Consider the following 16,246-nt stretch of genomic DNA (forward strand, 5'->3'; position numbering starts at 1 on the left):
TACAACCAAGGAGGAAGCAATGAAGAATCCGACAACAGCGGCGCTGGCCGCACTGGCTCTCACGACGCTCACCGCACCGGCCCTCGCCCAGCAGGGACTGGACGAGCCGTTCCAGAAGCCGTTCAAGGAGGCGCTCGCCGGCAAGACCGTGGCCTATGTCCCCGTCGCCATGAACTTCGACCTCACCGAGGGCTGGTACGCCGGCCTGAAGAAGGAACTGGAGCCGTACGGCGTCAAGTTCGTCATCCGCGACGCTAACTGGAACACCAATGCCGGTGCGCAGGCCGTGACCTCGCTGATTACCGAGAAGCCGGCGGTGATGGTCGTGCATAATCCCGACGTGCAGACCTACGCAAAACTGCTCCAGCGCGCCGAGAACGAAGGCATCTACGTCATCCAGATCAACATGGGCTCAGCCTATCGCAGCTCCGCCTTCGTCGGCGCCAACTGGGTCGAGATCGGCGAGCGACAGACCGAAGGTGTGGTCAAGGCCTGCGAGGGCAAGTCGAACAAGATCGCGATCATCCAGGGTGCGCTGTCGGCCGCAGCGAGCGCCTATACGCTCAAGGGCGTCGAGAACGTGCTCGCCAAGCATCCGGAGATCAAGGTGGTGTCGAGCCAGGCCGCCGATTGGGATGCTGCCAAGGCCAAGGCGATCACCCAGACCGTACTGAAGCAGAATCCCGATCTTTGCGGCATTGTCGGCTTTTGGGACGGCATGGATATCGGCACCGCGGCCGCGGTGAAGGAAGCCGGGCTCACCGGCAAGGTATTCCTGGCGACATCAGGCGGCGGCGAGCGCAAGGGCGCCTGCGAGCTGGTGAAGTCAGGCGCGTTCGATCTCGACATGAGCTACGACGTGCCGACCCAGGCAGCGCAAATGGCCGGCACGATCAAATGGCTGCTGTCCTCGGGCGCCAAGCCCGGCTCGGTCAAGGGCTCGGAATACACCACGCTGGTCCCTATCACCAAGGAGAACGCCGACAGCCAGACGGCCTGCTGGAATCTCAGCGATCTCAAGAAATAGCCCGCGCTGATTCTCGATGTCCCCGGGACCAAGACCCGGGGACATCGCTCTCAAACAGTTTCCATGCCCCGTTGGAATGCCGATGCGCGACACAATCACAAGCCTGCGTTACCGCTACTGGCCTGATCATCTGCTCGGGGAGATCCTGTCCAAGCGATGGACCGAGACGGCCATCCCGGTCATCCTCCTCCTGATCGTCGGCTTCGCGTTCAGCCGCTCCATCGACAACTTCCTGTCGCCGGCGAGCCTTGCCGATACCGCGCGCCAGGCCGGCGAAATCGGCTTCATTGCCCTCGGGCTCGCGCTGGTCGTCATCGTCGGCGGCATCGATCTCTCGGTCGGGTCGATCTTCGCACTGACCGACTTCTGCGCCCTCTATCTGCTCGACGTCGCGGGCTGGCCCGTTCCGGCCGTCGTAGTCGCGACACTGCTCTGCGGCGCCCTGCTCGGCGCCGTCAACGGCATCCTGGTCGGATATCTGCGGCTGCGCGCCTTCATCACCACGCTGATCACACTGATCATCTACCGCTCTGCCTACGATCTCCTGATCCAGCGCTACTCCAACGCGATCGCCTCGGCCTTCCCCGACATCCCGTCCTGGGACTTCATCGGCGCCGGCTCTGTGCTGGGCGTTCCCACTGTGGCGCTCGCCTATATCGTCATCGCGATTTTCGGCCACATCTTCATGACCCGGCTGCGCCCGGGTTGGCACATCACGGCAATCGGCGGCTCGCGACGTTCGGCGTACAATTCGGGCATTCCCGTTCGCCGCACCATCGCGCTCTGCTACGTCGCCAGCGGCGCGCTGACCAGCATCGGCGCGTTGTTCTTTGCTTCCCGGCTCGGCACCGTCGGTGGCGACATCGGCGTCGGGCTCGAGGTGATCGTGCTGACCGCGACCGTGCTCGGCGGCATCACGCTCGGCGGCGGCAAGGGCTCTGTCGCCAAATCGGCGGTCGGCGTGCTGATCGTGCTCCTGATCACAAACGGCCTGACGACGATGAACGCGCGCGGCGGCGTCAACCGGATGGCACTGGCCGGCATCCTGCTCGTCGCCGCCATGGTCGACATCCGCTGGCAGAAGAACCGGACGCGCATCATCAGCAAGGTCTACGTCGCGCCGACCTACCACGAGCTGCCGCCACCGCCGCCGACGGAAATCGGGCAAGGCGGACCATTCGAGCAGAACGACAAGCTGCGCGATGTCGAGGCGATCGGCCTCGGCCGCATCGAGGCGCCGGAAGACGTCATTCTGGATCGCCACGACAATCTCTATGCCGGCTCGCGTCACGGCGACATCATGCGCTTCCTCGCGCCTGACTATCAGAAGATGGAAGTGTTCGCCCATATCGGCGGTCAGCCGCTCGGCATGGCCTTCGACCGCGAGGACAATCTCTATGTCTGCATCGGCGGCATGGGGCTCTATCGCATCAAGCCTGACGGCACCGTGGAGAAGGCAACCGACGAGACCAACCGCAGCCTGCGTTCGGTCAACGACGACAGCCGCCTGCGGCTCGCCGACGACCTCGACATCACCGATGACGGCCTGATCTTCTTCTCCGAAGCGACGGTCCGTTACGAGATGGATGAATGGCCCATCGATGGTCTCGAAGCGCGCGGCAACGGCCGCATCATCTCCTACGACACCAAGACCGGAACGACTCGCACCGAACTGCGCGGTCTCAAATTCCCCAACGGCATCTGCGTCGCCAGCGACGGCCAGTCGATCCTGTTCGCCGAAACCTTTGGCTGCTCGATCAAGCGCTATTGGTTTGCCGGACCGAAGAAGGGGGCGGTCGGGGTCGTGATGGACAACCTGCCTGGGTACCCTGACAACATCAATCTCGCCTCCGACGGCAATTACTGGCTCGCGCTGGTCGGCATGCGCAGCCCCTCGCTCGACCTCGCCTGGAAGATGCCCGGCTTCCGCCGCCGCATGGCGAAGCGCGTGCCGGTCGACGAATGGCTGTTCCCCAATATCAACACAGGCTGCGTGGTGAAGTTCAACGAACAGGGCAAGATCGTCGAGTCGTTCTGGGATCTGCACGGCGAGAACCATCCGATGATCACCTCGATGCGCGAGCATCGCGGCTACCTCTATCTCGGCGGCATCCTCAATAACCGGATCGGCCGCTACAAGCTCGACAATGCCGATCCGAACTTCGTCCAGTACGACAAACGGTGGGGGAAGCAGTCGTGATCGCGGCCGTCAGGAACTTCGCCAACCGCTTTCTCGGGCGCGGCGATGCCACCATCACCGTGCCATCATTCGACGGCGCGCTGAAGCCGAACCAGAAGCTGGAATCTGCCGAGACCTTGCTGACATGCGAGGCACCGGAAGACCTCGCCGCTGATGGAAGCAACCTCTTTATCGCGGACGGGCGTCGACTCATGTGCCTGACCGGCGCCACAGCGTCGGAAGTGCGCGGCTTCGAGCGGCCAATCTCGGCTTTATGCGCCCTTCCCGGCGGCGGCCTCGCGGTCGCGCTCGGAGGGCGCGAGGTGCGCGTTTACCCCAACCCTTCCGCCGAGCAGCCCAGCGCGACATTCACTGACGCGGCATTCAACGCCGTCAACGCCCTGGCGCTGGCGGACGACAACACGCTGATCGCAACGGACGGCTCGGCCACATGTGGCGTCGACGACTGGGCGCGTGACCTGCTCGAGCTCAACCGGAGCGGCCGCGTGTACCGGCTCGATCCAGGCAGCAAGTCCGTCACGCGGTTGGCCCAGGGCCTCGGCTACGCCTTCGGCGCCTGCGCCCATGGCGACGCGATGCTGGTCAGCGAAAGCTGGCGTCACCGCCTCGTTCTCGTGACACCAGGCGCAGCCCCGAAGATCGTGCTTGCTCACCTCCCCGTCTATCCATCGCGGCTGTCGAAGGCTTCCGGGGGCGGCTACTGGCTCACCGCGTTCACCGCCCGGACCCAGCTCGTCGAGTTCGTGTTGCGCGAGCCCGGCTACCGGCGCCGGATGATGGCCGAGATTGCGCCCGAACACTGGGTTGCACCGCGTCTGCGCTCCGGCCGTTCGTTCAAGGAGCCGATGCAAGGCGCGCACATCAAGACCATGGGCGTCATCAAGCCGTGGGCGCCGCCGCGGTCTTACGGACTCGTCATCCGTCTCGATGCCGATGGCCAGCCGCTCTATTCGCTGCACAGCCGGGTCGACGGCATCAACCACGGTGTCGTCGCGGCCGTCGAGCTGGGTGGCGACCTCGTCCTGATCGCCAAGGGACCGGGCCGTATCCTGAAGCTGCCCCTTGCCGGCCTTGCCGAGGAGATCAGGACATGAGCGACATCGCACTCTCGCTGCGCAAGGCCACGAAACTCTACGCCGGCGTTCCCGCCATCGACGGGGTCGATTTCGACCTCCGCCGCGGCGAAATCCATGCGCTGGTCGGCGAGAACGGCGCCGGCAAGTCGACCCTCACGAAGGTCATGGCCGGCGTGGTGACGCTAACCTCGGGGACCATGACGGTCGACGGCACTGACGTCGCACCGAAGACGCCGCTGGAGGCGCGCAACCTGGGCATCGCCATGGTGTTCCAGGAGAACAGCCTGGTGCCGACCATGACGGTGGCGCAAAATCTGTTTCTCGGGCAGGAGAAATTCTACAACCGCCTCCGCGGAATCTACATCGCCGCGCAGCAATTCCTGCAATCGCTCAATTTCGACGTTACGCCGACAGCCACCGTCGGCGGCCTTGGCGCAGCCAAGAAGCAGATGGTGGAAATCGCGCGCGCGGTCCTGCACCGCGCCAAGGTCATCATCTTCGACGAGCCGACGGCATCGCTGACGCCGGAGGAGAAGAAGTATTTCTTCGACCTCGTCCGCGACCTCAAGAAGCGCGGCGTCTCGATCGTGTTCATCTCGCATGCCCTGGAAGAGGCGCTGCTGCTCGCCGACCGCATCACGGTGCTGCGCGACGGCAAGCATGTGGTGACCGACGATGTCACCAAATTCGATCGCGCCGCGATCGTGCAAGCCATGGTCGGACGCGACCTCTCGAATACGCTCTATGGCGCACGCAAGAGCAACGTGCGGCCGGCTGGCACACGCGTGCTCACGGTGCAGAATTTGAAGATGGCGCCGATGGTGAAGAACAATTCGCTGTCGGTATTCGCTGGACAGATCACCGGCGTGTTCGGACTTGTCGGCGCGGGCCGCACCGAGACGTTCAAGATCGTCGCCGGCGTGCTGAAGCGCGACTTCTTCCACGGCGGCGAGATCCTGCTGCACGACCAGCCGGTGCGCTACCGCGTGCCGGCGCCGGCGGTGAAGGCCGGCATCGCCTATGTCACCGAGGACCGCAAGGTCGAAGGCTTCTTCGAGACGTCCTCGATCGCGCGCAACATCTATCTCGGCCTGCTGGCGAAATTTCCGGGGGGTCGGATGATGCTGTCGCGGCGGGAAACCGAAGCGGTCGGCCGGACCTGGAGCGAGAAGCTCAAGGTTCGCGCCATCGGCGACCACGTCAAAGTGGTCGAGCTCTCCGGCGGCAATCAGCAGAAGGTCGTCATCGCCAAATCGCTGGTGCAGGAGCCCGACCTGATCATCTTCGACGAGCCGACCCGCGGTGTCGACGTCGGCGCCATCGTCGAGATCCACGAACTGATCAACCGGCTCGCCGATGAGGGCAAGGCGGTCGTGGTGATCTCATCCTATCTGCCCGAGATCATGGCGCTGTCCGACCGCATCCTGGTTTCGCGCCAGGGCAAGGTCGTGGAGGAGTTCTCCGCTCTGGAGGCGACCGAGGAAAAGATCATGTACGCGGCGATTCACTAACGCCTGAGGGTCGATCAACTGCCTGCCCCTTGGGCAGAGGCAATCGCCGCTGCCGTCTGATCTGCATCAAGTTGCGTTGCAAAAAAACGCTGCATGTTGAGCCGGTCTCGTCCGCACGATTGGCGGCCGGGGGTTCGTGTCGCAACATGTGGGCGTCGCCGCGCGGCGTTATGATCAAATGAACTTGACACCGGGTCGCGTCGTCGCCGTGATCGCCATCCTCCTCGCGGGCGGTGGCTATTACTACTTGCTGCATCGCGATTCCAATCCGGTGCCGGCGGGCTTCGCCCGCGGCAATGGTCGCATCGAGGCGGTCGAGATCGACATCGCCACCAAGACTCCGGGCCGAATTCGCGAGATCCTGGTTAACGAAGGCGATTTCGTCAACGCCGGCCAGGTGCTGGCACGCATGGACACCGAGCAATTGCAGGCCCAGCGCCGACAGGCTGAAGCGCAGCTCCAGCGTGCCACCATCAATGTCGAGACTGCAAAAAGTCTGGTGAATCAGCGTGAGGCCGAACGCAAGGCGGCCGAGGCCGTGGTCGACCAGCGTATCGCGCAGCTCGACACCACGAGCCGCAAGCTCGATCGCTCCGAGCAATTGATCAAGACGAACGCAGTGTCGCAGCAGGTGCTGGACGACGACCGCTCTGCCAACGCCACGGCGAAGGCCGCGCTTGCCGCTGCCCAGGCTCAGGTCGCGGCCTCCGAGGCCGCGATCAGTTCGGCGCGCGCCATGGTGATCGATGCTGGCGCCTCCGTTGACGCCGCCAAAGCCGCGATCGAAAGCATCAACGCCGACCTCAACGACAGCGTGCTGAAGGCGCCGCGCGAAGGCCGCGTGCAGTATCGCGTGTCGCAGCCGGGCGAGGTGCTCTCGGCCGGCGGCCGCGTGCTCAACATGGTTGATCTCGGCGACGTCTACATGACGTTCTTTCTGCCGACGGCCGAGGCCGGCCGCGTCGCGATGGGTTCCGAGGTCCACCTCGTGCTCGACGCGATCCCGCAATATGTGATCCCAGCCAAGGCCACTTTCGTCGCAGATGTCGCGCAGTTCACGCCGAAGACGGTTGAAACCGAAGAGGAACGCCAAAAGCTGATGTTCCGCATCAAGGCGCATATCGCACCCGAGCTGCTGCGCCAGCACATCGAGCATGTGAAGACCGGCTTGCCGGGCATGGCCTATGTGCGGCTCGATCCAGCGGCACAATGGCCCGACAATCTCAAGATCAAGCTGACGCCATGAACACGACTGTCGCAGCCGGCGCGCCGGACGGGCCCGGCAGTGTGGTGCGTCTCGATGGCGTGGGCCTGAGCTACGGCAAGACCCGCGCACTGGACGCCATCACCCTCGACCTCCCGTCCGGCTGTACGATCGGGTTGATCGGCCCTGATGGCGTCGGCAAATCCAGCCTGCTCGCGCTCATCGCCGGAGCGCGCGAGATCCAGCAGGGGAGCGTCCACGTGCTCGGCGGAGACATGGCGAGTTCGCGTCATCGCCGCAACGTCTGTCCCGATATCGCCTACATGCCGCAGGGGCTCGGCAAGAACCTGTATCCGACGCTGTCGGTCTTCGAGAATATCGACTTCTTCGGCCGCCTGTTCGGACACGACACGGCGGAACGAAGCCGACGGATCGCAGGCCTGCTGCGCGATACGGGCCTTACCCCATTCGCCGATCGGCCCGCCGAAAAGCTTTCGGGTGGCATGAAACAGAAGGTCGGGCTCTGCTGCGCCCTGATCCACGATCCCGAGCTGCTGATCCTGGATGAGCCGACGACCGGCGTCGATCCCCTGTCGCGGCGCCAGTTCTGGGAGCTGATCGCCTCGATCCGGAGCGGCCGCCCGGGCATGAGCGTGATCGTGTCGACCGCCTATATGGAAGAGGCCGCGCAATTCGACTTCCTGATTGCGATGAACGCCGGCCGCGTGCTGGCGACTGGCACGCCCGCCGAACTCAAGCAGCGGACCGGCGCCGATACGCTCGATGACGCCTTTATCCGTCTTCTGCCGGAGACTGACCGCGGCAATCACACCAGCGTCGTCATCCCGCCACGCGACGCCGACCATGATGAGATCGCAATCGAGGCAGATCACCTGACTCGGCGCTTCAATGACTTCGTCGCCGTGGACGACGTCAGCTTCCGCATCCGGAAAGGCGAGATCTTCGGCTTCCTCGGCTCGAACGGATGCGGCAAGACCACAACTATGAAGATGCTGACCGGCCTGCTGCCGGTCAGCGAAGGCAATGCGCGCCTGTTCGGCAAGGCGATCGATGCCGGGGACATGTCCGTGCGACAGCGCATCGGCTACATGTCGCAGGGCTTTTCGCTCTATTCGGAGCTCACCGTCACCCAGAATCTCGATCTGCATGCGCGGCTGTTCGATTTGCCGGCGCAGACGATCGATGCACGCATCGACGAGATGATCGCCCGATTCGACCTTACGGACGTGACCGATGCCCTGCCCGACGCGCTACCGCTCGGCCTCAGGCAGCGGCTGTCGCTGGCGGTCGCCATGATCCATTCGCCTGACATCCTCATTCTCGACGAACCGACCTCCGGCGTCGATCCCATTGCGCGCGACCACTTCTGGCAAATTCTTGCCGAGCTCTCGCGCAAGGACAACGTCACCATCTTCGTCTCGACTCATTTCATGAACGAGGCCGAGCGCTGCGACCGGATCTCGCTGATGCATGCGGGGCGCGTTCTGATCTCGGATGCACCGGCCGCCATCATCGCAAAGCGCGGCGCGGCGACACTGGAACAGGCCTTCATCGGCTATCTGGAGGATGCCATCGGCGGCGACAAGAACGCCTCTCCGCAGGCGGCGATTGCCCCGCCCGCAGCTCGGCCAAAGCGCACGCGCAGCGCCGTCTTCAATCTCCGGCGTATGCTCGCCTATACGCGGCGCGAGGCGCTGGAGCTGCGACGCGATCCGATCCGCGCGACGTTGGCGATCCTCGGCAGCGTGTTGTTGCTGTTCGTGCTCGGCTACGGCATCAGCATGGACGTCGAGGATTTGACTTTCGCCGTGCTCGACCGAGACGATACGGCGATCAGCCGCGACTATAGCCTACAGATCGCGGGCTCGCGCTATTTCACCGAGAAGGCTCCGATCAAGGACTACGCCGATCTCGACCGACGCATGCGCAAGGGCGAGATCAGTCTCGCCATCGAGCTTCCGCCCGGCTTCGGCCGCGACGTCAGCCGCGGGCGGCATGTCGAGATCGGCGCCTGGGTCGACGGCGCCAACCCCACCCGCGCCGAAACGCTGCGCTCCTACGCGCAAGCCATCCACGCGACCTGGCTCGCGCAAAAGGGCCGCGAGCTCTACGGCGAGGCGGCGATCGCCGGATCCTATCAACTCGCGCTGCGCTACCGTTACAATCCGGACGTCCGGAGCGTCGTCGCCATGGCGCCCGGCATCATTCCGCTGCTCCTGATCATGATCCCGGCGGTGCTCGCCGCGCTTGCGGTGGTGCGCGAAAAGGAGCTGGGCTCGATCGTCAATTTCTACGTGACGCCGGTGACGCGGCTGGAGTTCCTGCTCGGCATGCAACTGCCCTACGTCGTGCTGGCCTTTGCCAACTTCCTGCTGCTCGTCGCCTTCGCACTGACTGTCTTCGGCGTGCCCTTTGCCGGCAGCTTCCTGACCTATGCCGTTGCCGCGCTGCTCTACGTCACGGCGACGACAGCGATCGGCCTCGTGATCTCGACCTTCATGAACAGCCAGATCGCGGCACTGTTCGGCACCGTCCTGATCACCCTGATCCCGGCGATCCAGTATTCCGGATTGATCGATCCCGTCTCCTCCTTGCAAGGAGTGGGCAAGATGATCGGGCTCGTCTATCCGACCAGCTATTTCGTGACCATCTCGCGCGGCACGTTCTCAAAGGGACTCGGATTCGCCACGCTTCATAACGACCTGCTGGCACTCGCCGTCATGATCCCGGTGCTGCTCGCCACAAGTGCTCTGCTCCTGAAGAAACAGGCCCGCTGACCATGCGCCTCGGCAACCTCATCCAGCTCGGGATCAAGGAATTGCGCGGGCTGGCGCGCGACCCGATGCTGCTCGTGCTGATCGCCTATTCCTTCACGCTCGCGGTCTATGAAGGTGCCAACACGCTGCCGGAGACGTTGAACCGCGCCGCGATCGCCATCGTCGACGAGGATCATTCGCCGGTCTCGACCCGCATCGCGATGGCGTTCACCGACCCCTATTTCTCCACCCCTCGGCTGATCTCGCAATATGAGATGGACCGGCGGATGGATGCCGGTCTCGACACCTTCGCGCTCGACATACCGCCGGACTTCCAGCGCGATCTGCTGGCGCGCAAGGCGCCGTCGATCCAGCTCAACGTCGACGCAACGCGCATCTCGCAGGCCTTCAACGGCAGCGGCTATGTCGAACAGATCGTCGGCGCCGAGATCGCCGAATTCCTGGCGCGCACCCGCGAAGCGCAGACGCCGCCGATCGACCTTGCGCTGCGCGCCCGCTTCAACCCGGAGCTGAAGAGATCCTGGTTCGGCGCAGTCGACCACCTCATCATGTCGATCACCATGCTCTCGATCATCCTGACCGGCGCGGCCCTGATCCGCGAGCGGGAGCATGGCACGATCGAGCATCTGCTGGTGATGCCGGTCACGCCATTGGAGATCATGGTGAGCAAGGTCTGGTCGATGGGGGCCGTGGTTCTGGTCGCCTCCACTCTGTCGATCACCTTTGTGGTCAAGGGATGGCTGGCGGTGACGATCGACGGCTCGGTGGCGCTGTTCCTGCTCGGCGCGGCGCTGCATCTGTTTGCCACCACCAGCATGGGCATCTTTCTCGCCACCGTCGCCGGCTCGATGCCGCAGTTCGGATTGCTGCTAATCATGATCCTGCTGCCGTTGCAGACGCTCTCGGGCAGCATGACGCCGCGGGAGAGCATGCCGCAGTTCGTCCAGGACATCATGCTGGCCGCGCCGAACACGCATTTCGTATTGCTCGCCCAGGCCATCCTGTTCCGCGGCGCGGGCCTCGAGGCCGTCTGGCCGCAGCTTCTCGCGCTGACGCTGATCGGCGTCGTCTTCTTCCTGATTGCGCTGCGGCGCTTCCGCGACTTTCTCGCCTAGCCCAGGGCGGCGACGGCTCAGAGCTTGTGACCCTTCTGGCGCAGCGTCTCGATCAGGCGCTGCTTCAATTGGTCGGCGGCCTTCTGGCTGATGTCCTGACCGATCTGCGTACTCGCCTGCGCCAGCGCATCCGACTGCGCCAGAAGCTTCTGTCCGGCCGGCTGGGCGTAGAACGCTTCGATCTGGCGCAGTTCGTCGAGGGTGAAGGTCGCGGCATAGACGGCGGCGATCTGGTCGAGCATGGCCGTGACGAACGGCGCGTAGATCTCGGCGCCGGGCGCCGTCATCGCATCGTAGTCGCGTTCGATCTCCGGCCTGTCCTGCGCCACCACCGGGCGCAGCTTGAGCAGCAGCTGCGGCAGCAGCGCACGATATTGATCGGCGATCTTCAGGGTGTCCACGAGCTTGCGCGCCGCGGTCATCGCCTCCGGCGAGGGCGCCTGCGCGGAGGCGCCAGCCACGAAGAACAGGAGAAAGCCGGCGATCGTCAACAGGCGTCTGGACATGGACCTCTCCATTCACCGGCTCGCGGACGCCGCAGGGGCGGTTGCGGCCGGCGCGCTCTCGCTGGCACTCTCGGGCTCCTCGACCTCGGACACTTTCACGAACAGGGTCGGCACCCGGTCGGCGCGGTCGAGCAGCCAGGCGGCGCCGATCATGATGACGATGCCGACGGCGGAGACCGCGAGCTGTTCCCAGACGCCCTTGGTGTATTGCGTCAGGATCCAGTGCGCGGAGAACGACAGGAAGACGCCGAGGCAGAAGATCGGCAGCGAGTGCTGACCGCAGAGGATGACGGGACGCAGCCACGCCGCGTGCAGCGCCCGCCATTTGCGCGAGACGAAATGCGTCACCCAGATCGCCAGCGCCAGGAAATGCGTGAAGCGCAGCATGTCGAGGTCGGTCTTGTCGATCGGGTAGATCGCCTTGATCATCCATTTCGGGATCAGGGCCTCGAGCGCATGGACGTGCCAGGTCATCACGATCAGGAAGGCGAAGACGATCCACGCCGCGGCCAGCGCCATCGCAGCTTTCGACCACACCCATCTGCGGATCCTGGCGATCTCGCCGACGCCGCACCAGGCAGCGAATACGAACATCAGCTGCCAGCAGAACGGATTGAAGTACCAGGTCGATCCGGGCGGATAGGAGGCGATGTTCCAGTCGAACCAGCGCGACAGCGCATAGAGCACGACGGAGGCGGCAAGCGTCAGGTTCGGCCGGCGCACCAGGCACCAGACCATGAAGGGTGCAGCAACCACCAGCGCGATATAGAGCGGCAGCACGTCGAGATTGACCGGCTTGTATTTGAGCAGGATCGCCTGCCCGATCAGCTCGTCCGGATGCGACAGGAAGTTGAACACGTTGAACTCGTGCTCGTACATCGGATTGTCGAAGCGGCGCGCGGTGCGCGCGATCTGCGCCGTGAACAGCAGGAACAGCATGATGTGGGCGACATACATTTCCGCCGCCCGCCGCCACAGCCGCTTCAGCGCGGCAACGAACCAGCCGCCGGCGACGACGGGGCCGTAAATCCAGCCGACCAGGTAGCCGGAGATGAAGACGAAGAACTCGGCGGCATCGCTGAAGCCGTAATTGCGCAGCGTCAGCCAGGCCACGACGTCGTGCGGGATGTGGTCGAGGAAGATCATCCACAGGCCGATGCCGCGGAACAGGTCGAGCCGCAAATCGCGCTCCACCGGCGCCAACAGTGCTGCCTGGTCCCGTGTGATCATGGCCCCCGCCTCGTCAGGTGGGCGTCGCGCCGTTGCGGCGCTGGTGAGAATCGGATGCTAAAAAAGATTGATCAAAAGGTCACCTAACCCTTGGGCCAGACGGCTGGGCTAGACGGCTGAGTTACACGGCCGACGGTAGCCGACCTTGGCGCCCGCGCAAGGGACTTTGTCATCACCAAGCAAGGGGGCGCTAAAAACGGGGCGAAAACAACCCCATGCACAGTAGCTAAGTCCTTGTACTGTTTGTGAAACTCATCCCGGACGTCGGGCAAGCCCCCCGCTTGGCGCGACCCGGGCGTCAGCCCGGCCGGTCGCCCTCGGCGAGCATGCCGTCCAGCATCGTCTCGGCCTTACGCAGCAGCGGCTTTGCGCCACTCTCGGAGGCGATCGCGATCGCCGCGCGCAGGGCGGCCAGGATAACAGTGCGATTCGCCTCGCTCGTCGGCGGCGTCACCACGGCCTCCCCGTACAGGGCCTCGGCCTCGAGGCCGGAGAAGCCCTGCTGGCGCGCGGTGTTGCGCGCCTCGCGCAGCATGTTCTGCGCCGCCTGGAGATCGCCGAGCTGGTGGGTCGCCAGTGCAAGGTAGATCGAGGAGCGCAGCACCGCCGAGGTGTAGCCGACCGCCCTCGCCTCCTCGCGCGCCTCGGCCAGGATCCGACGGGCCCGGTCGAACAGCCCCTGCTCGAGATAGGCGATGCCGAGATGGCAGGCGAGCACCGGCACGAACAGGCGGATGCCGTGCTTCTGCGCCAGCACGAACCCCTCTTCGAGGATCGCAGCCGCCGCCGCGGGATCGTTCTGGCCGAGCTTCAGCCAGCCGCCGCTATAGGCGGCGGCAACGCGGTCATAGGGGCGACCGGTCTCGTCTGCGATCGCGGCCGCCTCGCGCTGAAGCTGCTCGGCGGCATCAAGCTCGCCCATCACGGTGTGGGTGATGCTTCCCATCATGCAGCAGAGCACGAGCAGAGATTGCGGGGTCGTCCCAATCGGCGCACTGGCTGCGGGACCGGCGAGATGAGCCCGAGCCGTGGCCAGCATCTCCTTGGCACGATGGTAACGGCCGGCCAGAAAATAGGCCTGCCCGAGATTGTACTGCGCGAGATTGCGCCAACCGGGATTGCCGGAGCTATCCGCCAGACGCACGACCTCTTCGCCGATCACCACAGCTTCGACGGGCGTCCCATAGAAGTTCTGCGCACCCGCCCTCATGGTCATGGCTGCGACTTTGCGCCCAATGTCGCCGATCCCATCTGCTCGGCGTTCAGCTTCCCTACCCAGGTCTAGGGCTTCAGCAACACGACCAGATCCGGTGTAGGCCAAACGCGCCTCCATCCGGAGATCGATAGCATCAGCTTCCCGCGAAACGGTGACGGGCGTCTTGTCGAGAGATCCAAGCGCAATCTCAAAATAATCGACCGCGTCCGCATATGCCGAGCGCGCCATGCTCTTTCGTGCAGCCCCTCTGCCGTGATGAAACGCCTTTCGCCAATCCTTGGCTCTCGTTGCGTGGTAGCAGAGCGTGTCCGGGCTGTCGGCCCAGGCCTCATCACTTTCAAGACTTGCCAGGATACTGGCATGGATGCCTTCGCGTACCTTTTCGACCATTGAATCGTAGGTCACCTGCCTGACCATTTCATGCCGAAATTCGAGCGAGTCCTCCAGCTCACTATCGATCCTGACGAGCAGTTCGGCGCGGTCGAGCGCGGTGAGGCAATCCTGCAGGACGTCTTCCGGCAATGCCGCCACTTTCCGCAACATGCCCTGGCTTGCCCGTGGCCCGAGTGCCGCGGCAATCTGGAGCAGCGACCTTTCCTGTCGTGACACGCGATCCAGCCGGGCCGCGATCACCCCTTGAATGCTGCTGGGAATGCCGAGCTCGTCTACGGGACGCACCAAGGACAAGTCGCCCCACTGACCAAGAAGCGTACCGCTATCCTTCAGACTGCGGCAAACCTCCTCGATGAACAGCGGAACGTTGGCCGTGTGGGAAATGATCCGGTTTTTCAGGTCCGCGCTCGTCGTGGCGGGCCCCAGCATCTCCGCGAGCATGGCCAGTCCGGAGGCATCGTCAAGCGGGCGCATCGCCACGATTTCAGCGTGGCACCGCGCAATCCACACCGGCATTCCATTTGGCCGCATCGTCAGCAGCACGAGCAAATCGGGGCTTTGCAGCCCGGCAAGAGCCGCAACGACCGTATCGCTGGCCCGATCGATCCAGTGCAGATCCTCGATCAAAAGGACAGTGCGCTGGCGGCGGATGACGCTCTCCACGAGCGCGCAACTCGCATCGGAAATCGCGCGACCACGGGCATGAGGCGCCAACTCGTCCCATTGCGGATCAGAAATCGGCACGTCCAGGACCGCGTCGACGGCCCGCTGATGGACCACCTGTAGCTCGGCCCTGGGATCGGCCGCCCGGGCCCGATCCTTTGCAGCCGCCTCGAGGACCGATTGCAGCAGTCGCTTGAGGGTACTATAGGGCGCTCCCTGGAGATTCGGGCTGCACTCGACATCGACCAGCCGCCAACCGTTGGCCCGCAGATCCTGTGCGAACTCGTGGACAAGCCGCGACTTGCCAATGCCGGCGTCGCCTATCAGCAAAACCGTCTGCCGGCCAGCGCTGACCCTTTCCGCTGCGCGCCACAACAGTGCCCGCTCGGTCGTGCGATCGACGAAGCGGGAGACGCTGCGCGCGCGCCGGACCCGCCAACTCGACAGATCGCTCGCGCCCATGACCCTGTACACAGGCAAAGGCTCGCCAAAACCACGGAGCGTCTTGCGGCCCAGGAATTCAAAGCGGACGTGCCCGTCGGCGAGTGCCTGACAAGCCTCGGAAACGTAGATCTGATTCGCCTCGGCCATCGATTCCAACCGTGCCGCCAGGTGCTGTGCGGCGCCCCCGATCTCGTAGACCTTGGAAAACTCGCTCGCGACCATATAGGCGACCACATGACCGGAATGGAGACCGACCCGCACCTGAAGTCCGGGATCGCCGAGGCCCCGCACGCGCCGGACCAGTTCGATGGCCGCATGGCAGGCCAAGGGCGCGTGGTTGTCGTCGGCGATGGGGGCGCCGAAGACTGCGGCGAGCCCGTCACCGAGCTCCTTGCTGACGATGCCGCCAAACTGACGTACGGCGCCTCTCATCGCCGCAAGAGCGGGTTCGAGGCGCGATACCGCCTCCTCCGGCTCCAATTCCGCGACAAGGCCGGTGGAATCGATGACATCGGCGCGCAGAATCGTCACAAACCGTCGCTCGCTGTCTGGATCAACGCGCTGACGGATGGCTGCCCCACATTTGGAGCACCAGCTGTCGCCTGGATCAATCGCCGACCGACACGCGAAGCAATGCATTCCAGCGCTTTCAACGACTGCCACAGCAATCCCGCTCCGACGCCCGCAAGGCGTTCGAACCAACATTACCTATAGCAAAGAGCATGGCAATCGCGCTTGTGGGATACGCGGCTGATTGGAAGGTAGCTCTCTGGACGAAACACAGTCCTGAGTGGTAGCGTGAATTGCGTGATCGGCCGCGGCGTGAAGCGCATTTTCGGCCAGCCCGCTTGGGGTTTTAACTG

At 64.3% G+C, this 16,246-nt stretch carries 10 protein-coding genes; 7 read left to right on the forward strand and 3 right to left on the reverse strand.

Annotated elements, in window-relative coordinates:
• The first annotated feature begins 19 nt into the window (after positions 1 to 19).
• The 7 genes from G8O24_RS25415 (at position 20) to G8O24_RS25445 (ending at position 10,931) form a co-directional block, all read left to right on the forward strand.
• Entirely contained in the window at positions 20 to 1,027 is a 1,008-nt protein-coding gene (locus G8O24_RS25415) for a sugar ABC transporter substrate-binding protein (RefSeq protein WP_188104150.1), read from the forward strand.
• Between the two features lie 76 nt (positions 1,028 to 1,103).
• The gene (locus tag G8O24_RS25420) at positions 1,104 to 3,227 is read left to right on the forward strand and encodes an ABC transporter permease (protein WP_188104153.1); all 2,124 of its coding nucleotides are present in this window, start codon (positions 1,104 to 1,106) and stop codon (positions 3,225 to 3,227) included.
• A complete protein-coding gene (locus G8O24_RS25425) occupies positions 3,224 to 4,321 on the forward strand; it encodes an SMP-30/gluconolactonase/LRE family protein (protein WP_188104155.1) in 1,098 nt (365 codons plus the stop codon). Before G8O24_RS25420 ends, G8O24_RS25425 begins: the two co-directional genes overlap by 4 nt.
• Complete coding sequence (locus G8O24_RS25430) at positions 4,318 to 5,814, forward strand: sugar ABC transporter ATP-binding protein (protein WP_188104157.1); 1,497 nt, start codon at positions 4,318 to 4,320, stop codon at positions 5,812 to 5,814. Before G8O24_RS25425 ends, G8O24_RS25430 begins: the two co-directional genes overlap by 4 nt.
• Positions 5,815 to 5,992: 178 nt before the next feature.
• On the forward strand, positions 5,993 to 7,060 hold the full coding sequence (locus tag G8O24_RS25435) for an HlyD family secretion protein (protein ID WP_188104159.1): 1,068 nt from the start codon (positions 5,993 to 5,995) through the stop codon (positions 7,058 to 7,060).
• Positions 7,057 to 9,816 carry a ribosome-associated ATPase/putative transporter RbbA gene (gene rbbA / locus G8O24_RS25440; RefSeq protein WP_202988775.1) on the forward strand — a complete coding sequence of 920 codons (2,760 nt, stop codon included), beginning with the start codon at positions 7,057 to 7,059 and terminating at the stop codon, positions 9,814 to 9,816. Before G8O24_RS25435 ends, rbbA begins: the two co-directional genes overlap by 4 nt.
• Positions 9,817 to 9,818: 2 nt before the next feature.
• A complete protein-coding gene (locus G8O24_RS25445) occupies positions 9,819 to 10,931 on the forward strand; it encodes an ABC transporter permease (protein WP_188104162.1) in 1,113 nt (370 codons plus the stop codon).
• Positions 10,932 to 10,948: 17 nt separating this feature from the next.
• On the opposite strand, the gene G8O24_RS25450 is transcribed toward G8O24_RS25445, so the two are convergent.
• The 3 genes from G8O24_RS25450 to G8O24_RS25460 form a co-directional block, all read right to left on the reverse strand.
• Entirely contained in the window at positions 10,949 to 11,437 is a 489-nt protein-coding gene (locus tag G8O24_RS25450; protein ID WP_188104164.1) for a DUF2059 domain-containing protein, read from the reverse strand.
• A gap of 12 nt (positions 11,438 to 11,449) precedes the next feature.
• Positions 11,450 to 12,667 (reverse strand): OpgC domain-containing protein, encoded by a 1,218-nt coding sequence (locus G8O24_RS25455; RefSeq protein ID WP_188104166.1) that lies wholly within the window; start codon positions 12,665 to 12,667, stop codon positions 11,450 to 11,452.
• A gap of 298 nt (positions 12,668 to 12,965) precedes the next feature.
• A complete protein-coding gene (locus tag G8O24_RS25460; protein ID WP_188104198.1) occupies positions 12,966 to 16,022 on the reverse strand; it encodes an ATP-binding protein in 3,057 nt (1,018 codons plus the stop codon).
• Positions 16,023 to 16,246 lie beyond the last annotated feature (224 nt).

This window comes from Bradyrhizobium campsiandrae (assembly GCF_014529705.1).
GTDB lineage: Bacteria > Pseudomonadota > Alphaproteobacteria > Rhizobiales > Xanthobacteraceae > Bradyrhizobium > Bradyrhizobium campsiandrae.

What these genes read in the sequence shown, in the direction of transcription:
- G8O24_RS25430 (WP_188104157.1), top strand. Translation starts at nt 4,318, where the DNA reads ATGAGCGACATCGCACTCTCGCTGCGCAAGGCCACGAAACTCTACGCC.
- G8O24_RS25450 (WP_188104164.1), bottom strand. Translation starts at nt 11,437, where the DNA reads ATGTCCAGACGCCTGTTGACGATCGCCGGCTTTCTCCTGTTCTTCGTG.
- G8O24_RS25460 (WP_188104198.1), bottom strand. Translation starts at nt 16,022, where the DNA reads ATGCATTGCTTCGCGTGTCGGTCGGCGATTGATCCAGGCGACAGCTGG.
- G8O24_RS25420 (WP_188104153.1), top strand. Translation starts at nt 1,104, where the DNA reads ATGCCGATGCGCGACACAATCACAAGCCTGCGTTACCGCTACTGGCCT.
- rbbA (WP_202988775.1), top strand. Translation starts at nt 7,057, where the DNA reads ATGAACACGACTGTCGCAGCCGGCGCGCCGGACGGGCCCGGCAGTGTG.
- G8O24_RS25415 (WP_188104150.1), top strand. Translation starts at nt 20, where the DNA reads ATGAAGAATCCGACAACAGCGGCGCTGGCCGCACTGGCTCTCACGACG.
- G8O24_RS25445 (WP_188104162.1), top strand. Translation starts at nt 9,819, where the DNA reads ATGCGCCTCGGCAACCTCATCCAGCTCGGGATCAAGGAATTGCGCGGG.
- G8O24_RS25435 (WP_188104159.1), top strand. Translation starts at nt 5,993, where the DNA reads ATGAACTTGACACCGGGTCGCGTCGTCGCCGTGATCGCCATCCTCCTC.
- G8O24_RS25455 (WP_188104166.1), bottom strand. Translation starts at nt 12,667, where the DNA reads ATGATCACACGGGACCAGGCAGCACTGTTGGCGCCGGTGGAGCGCGAT.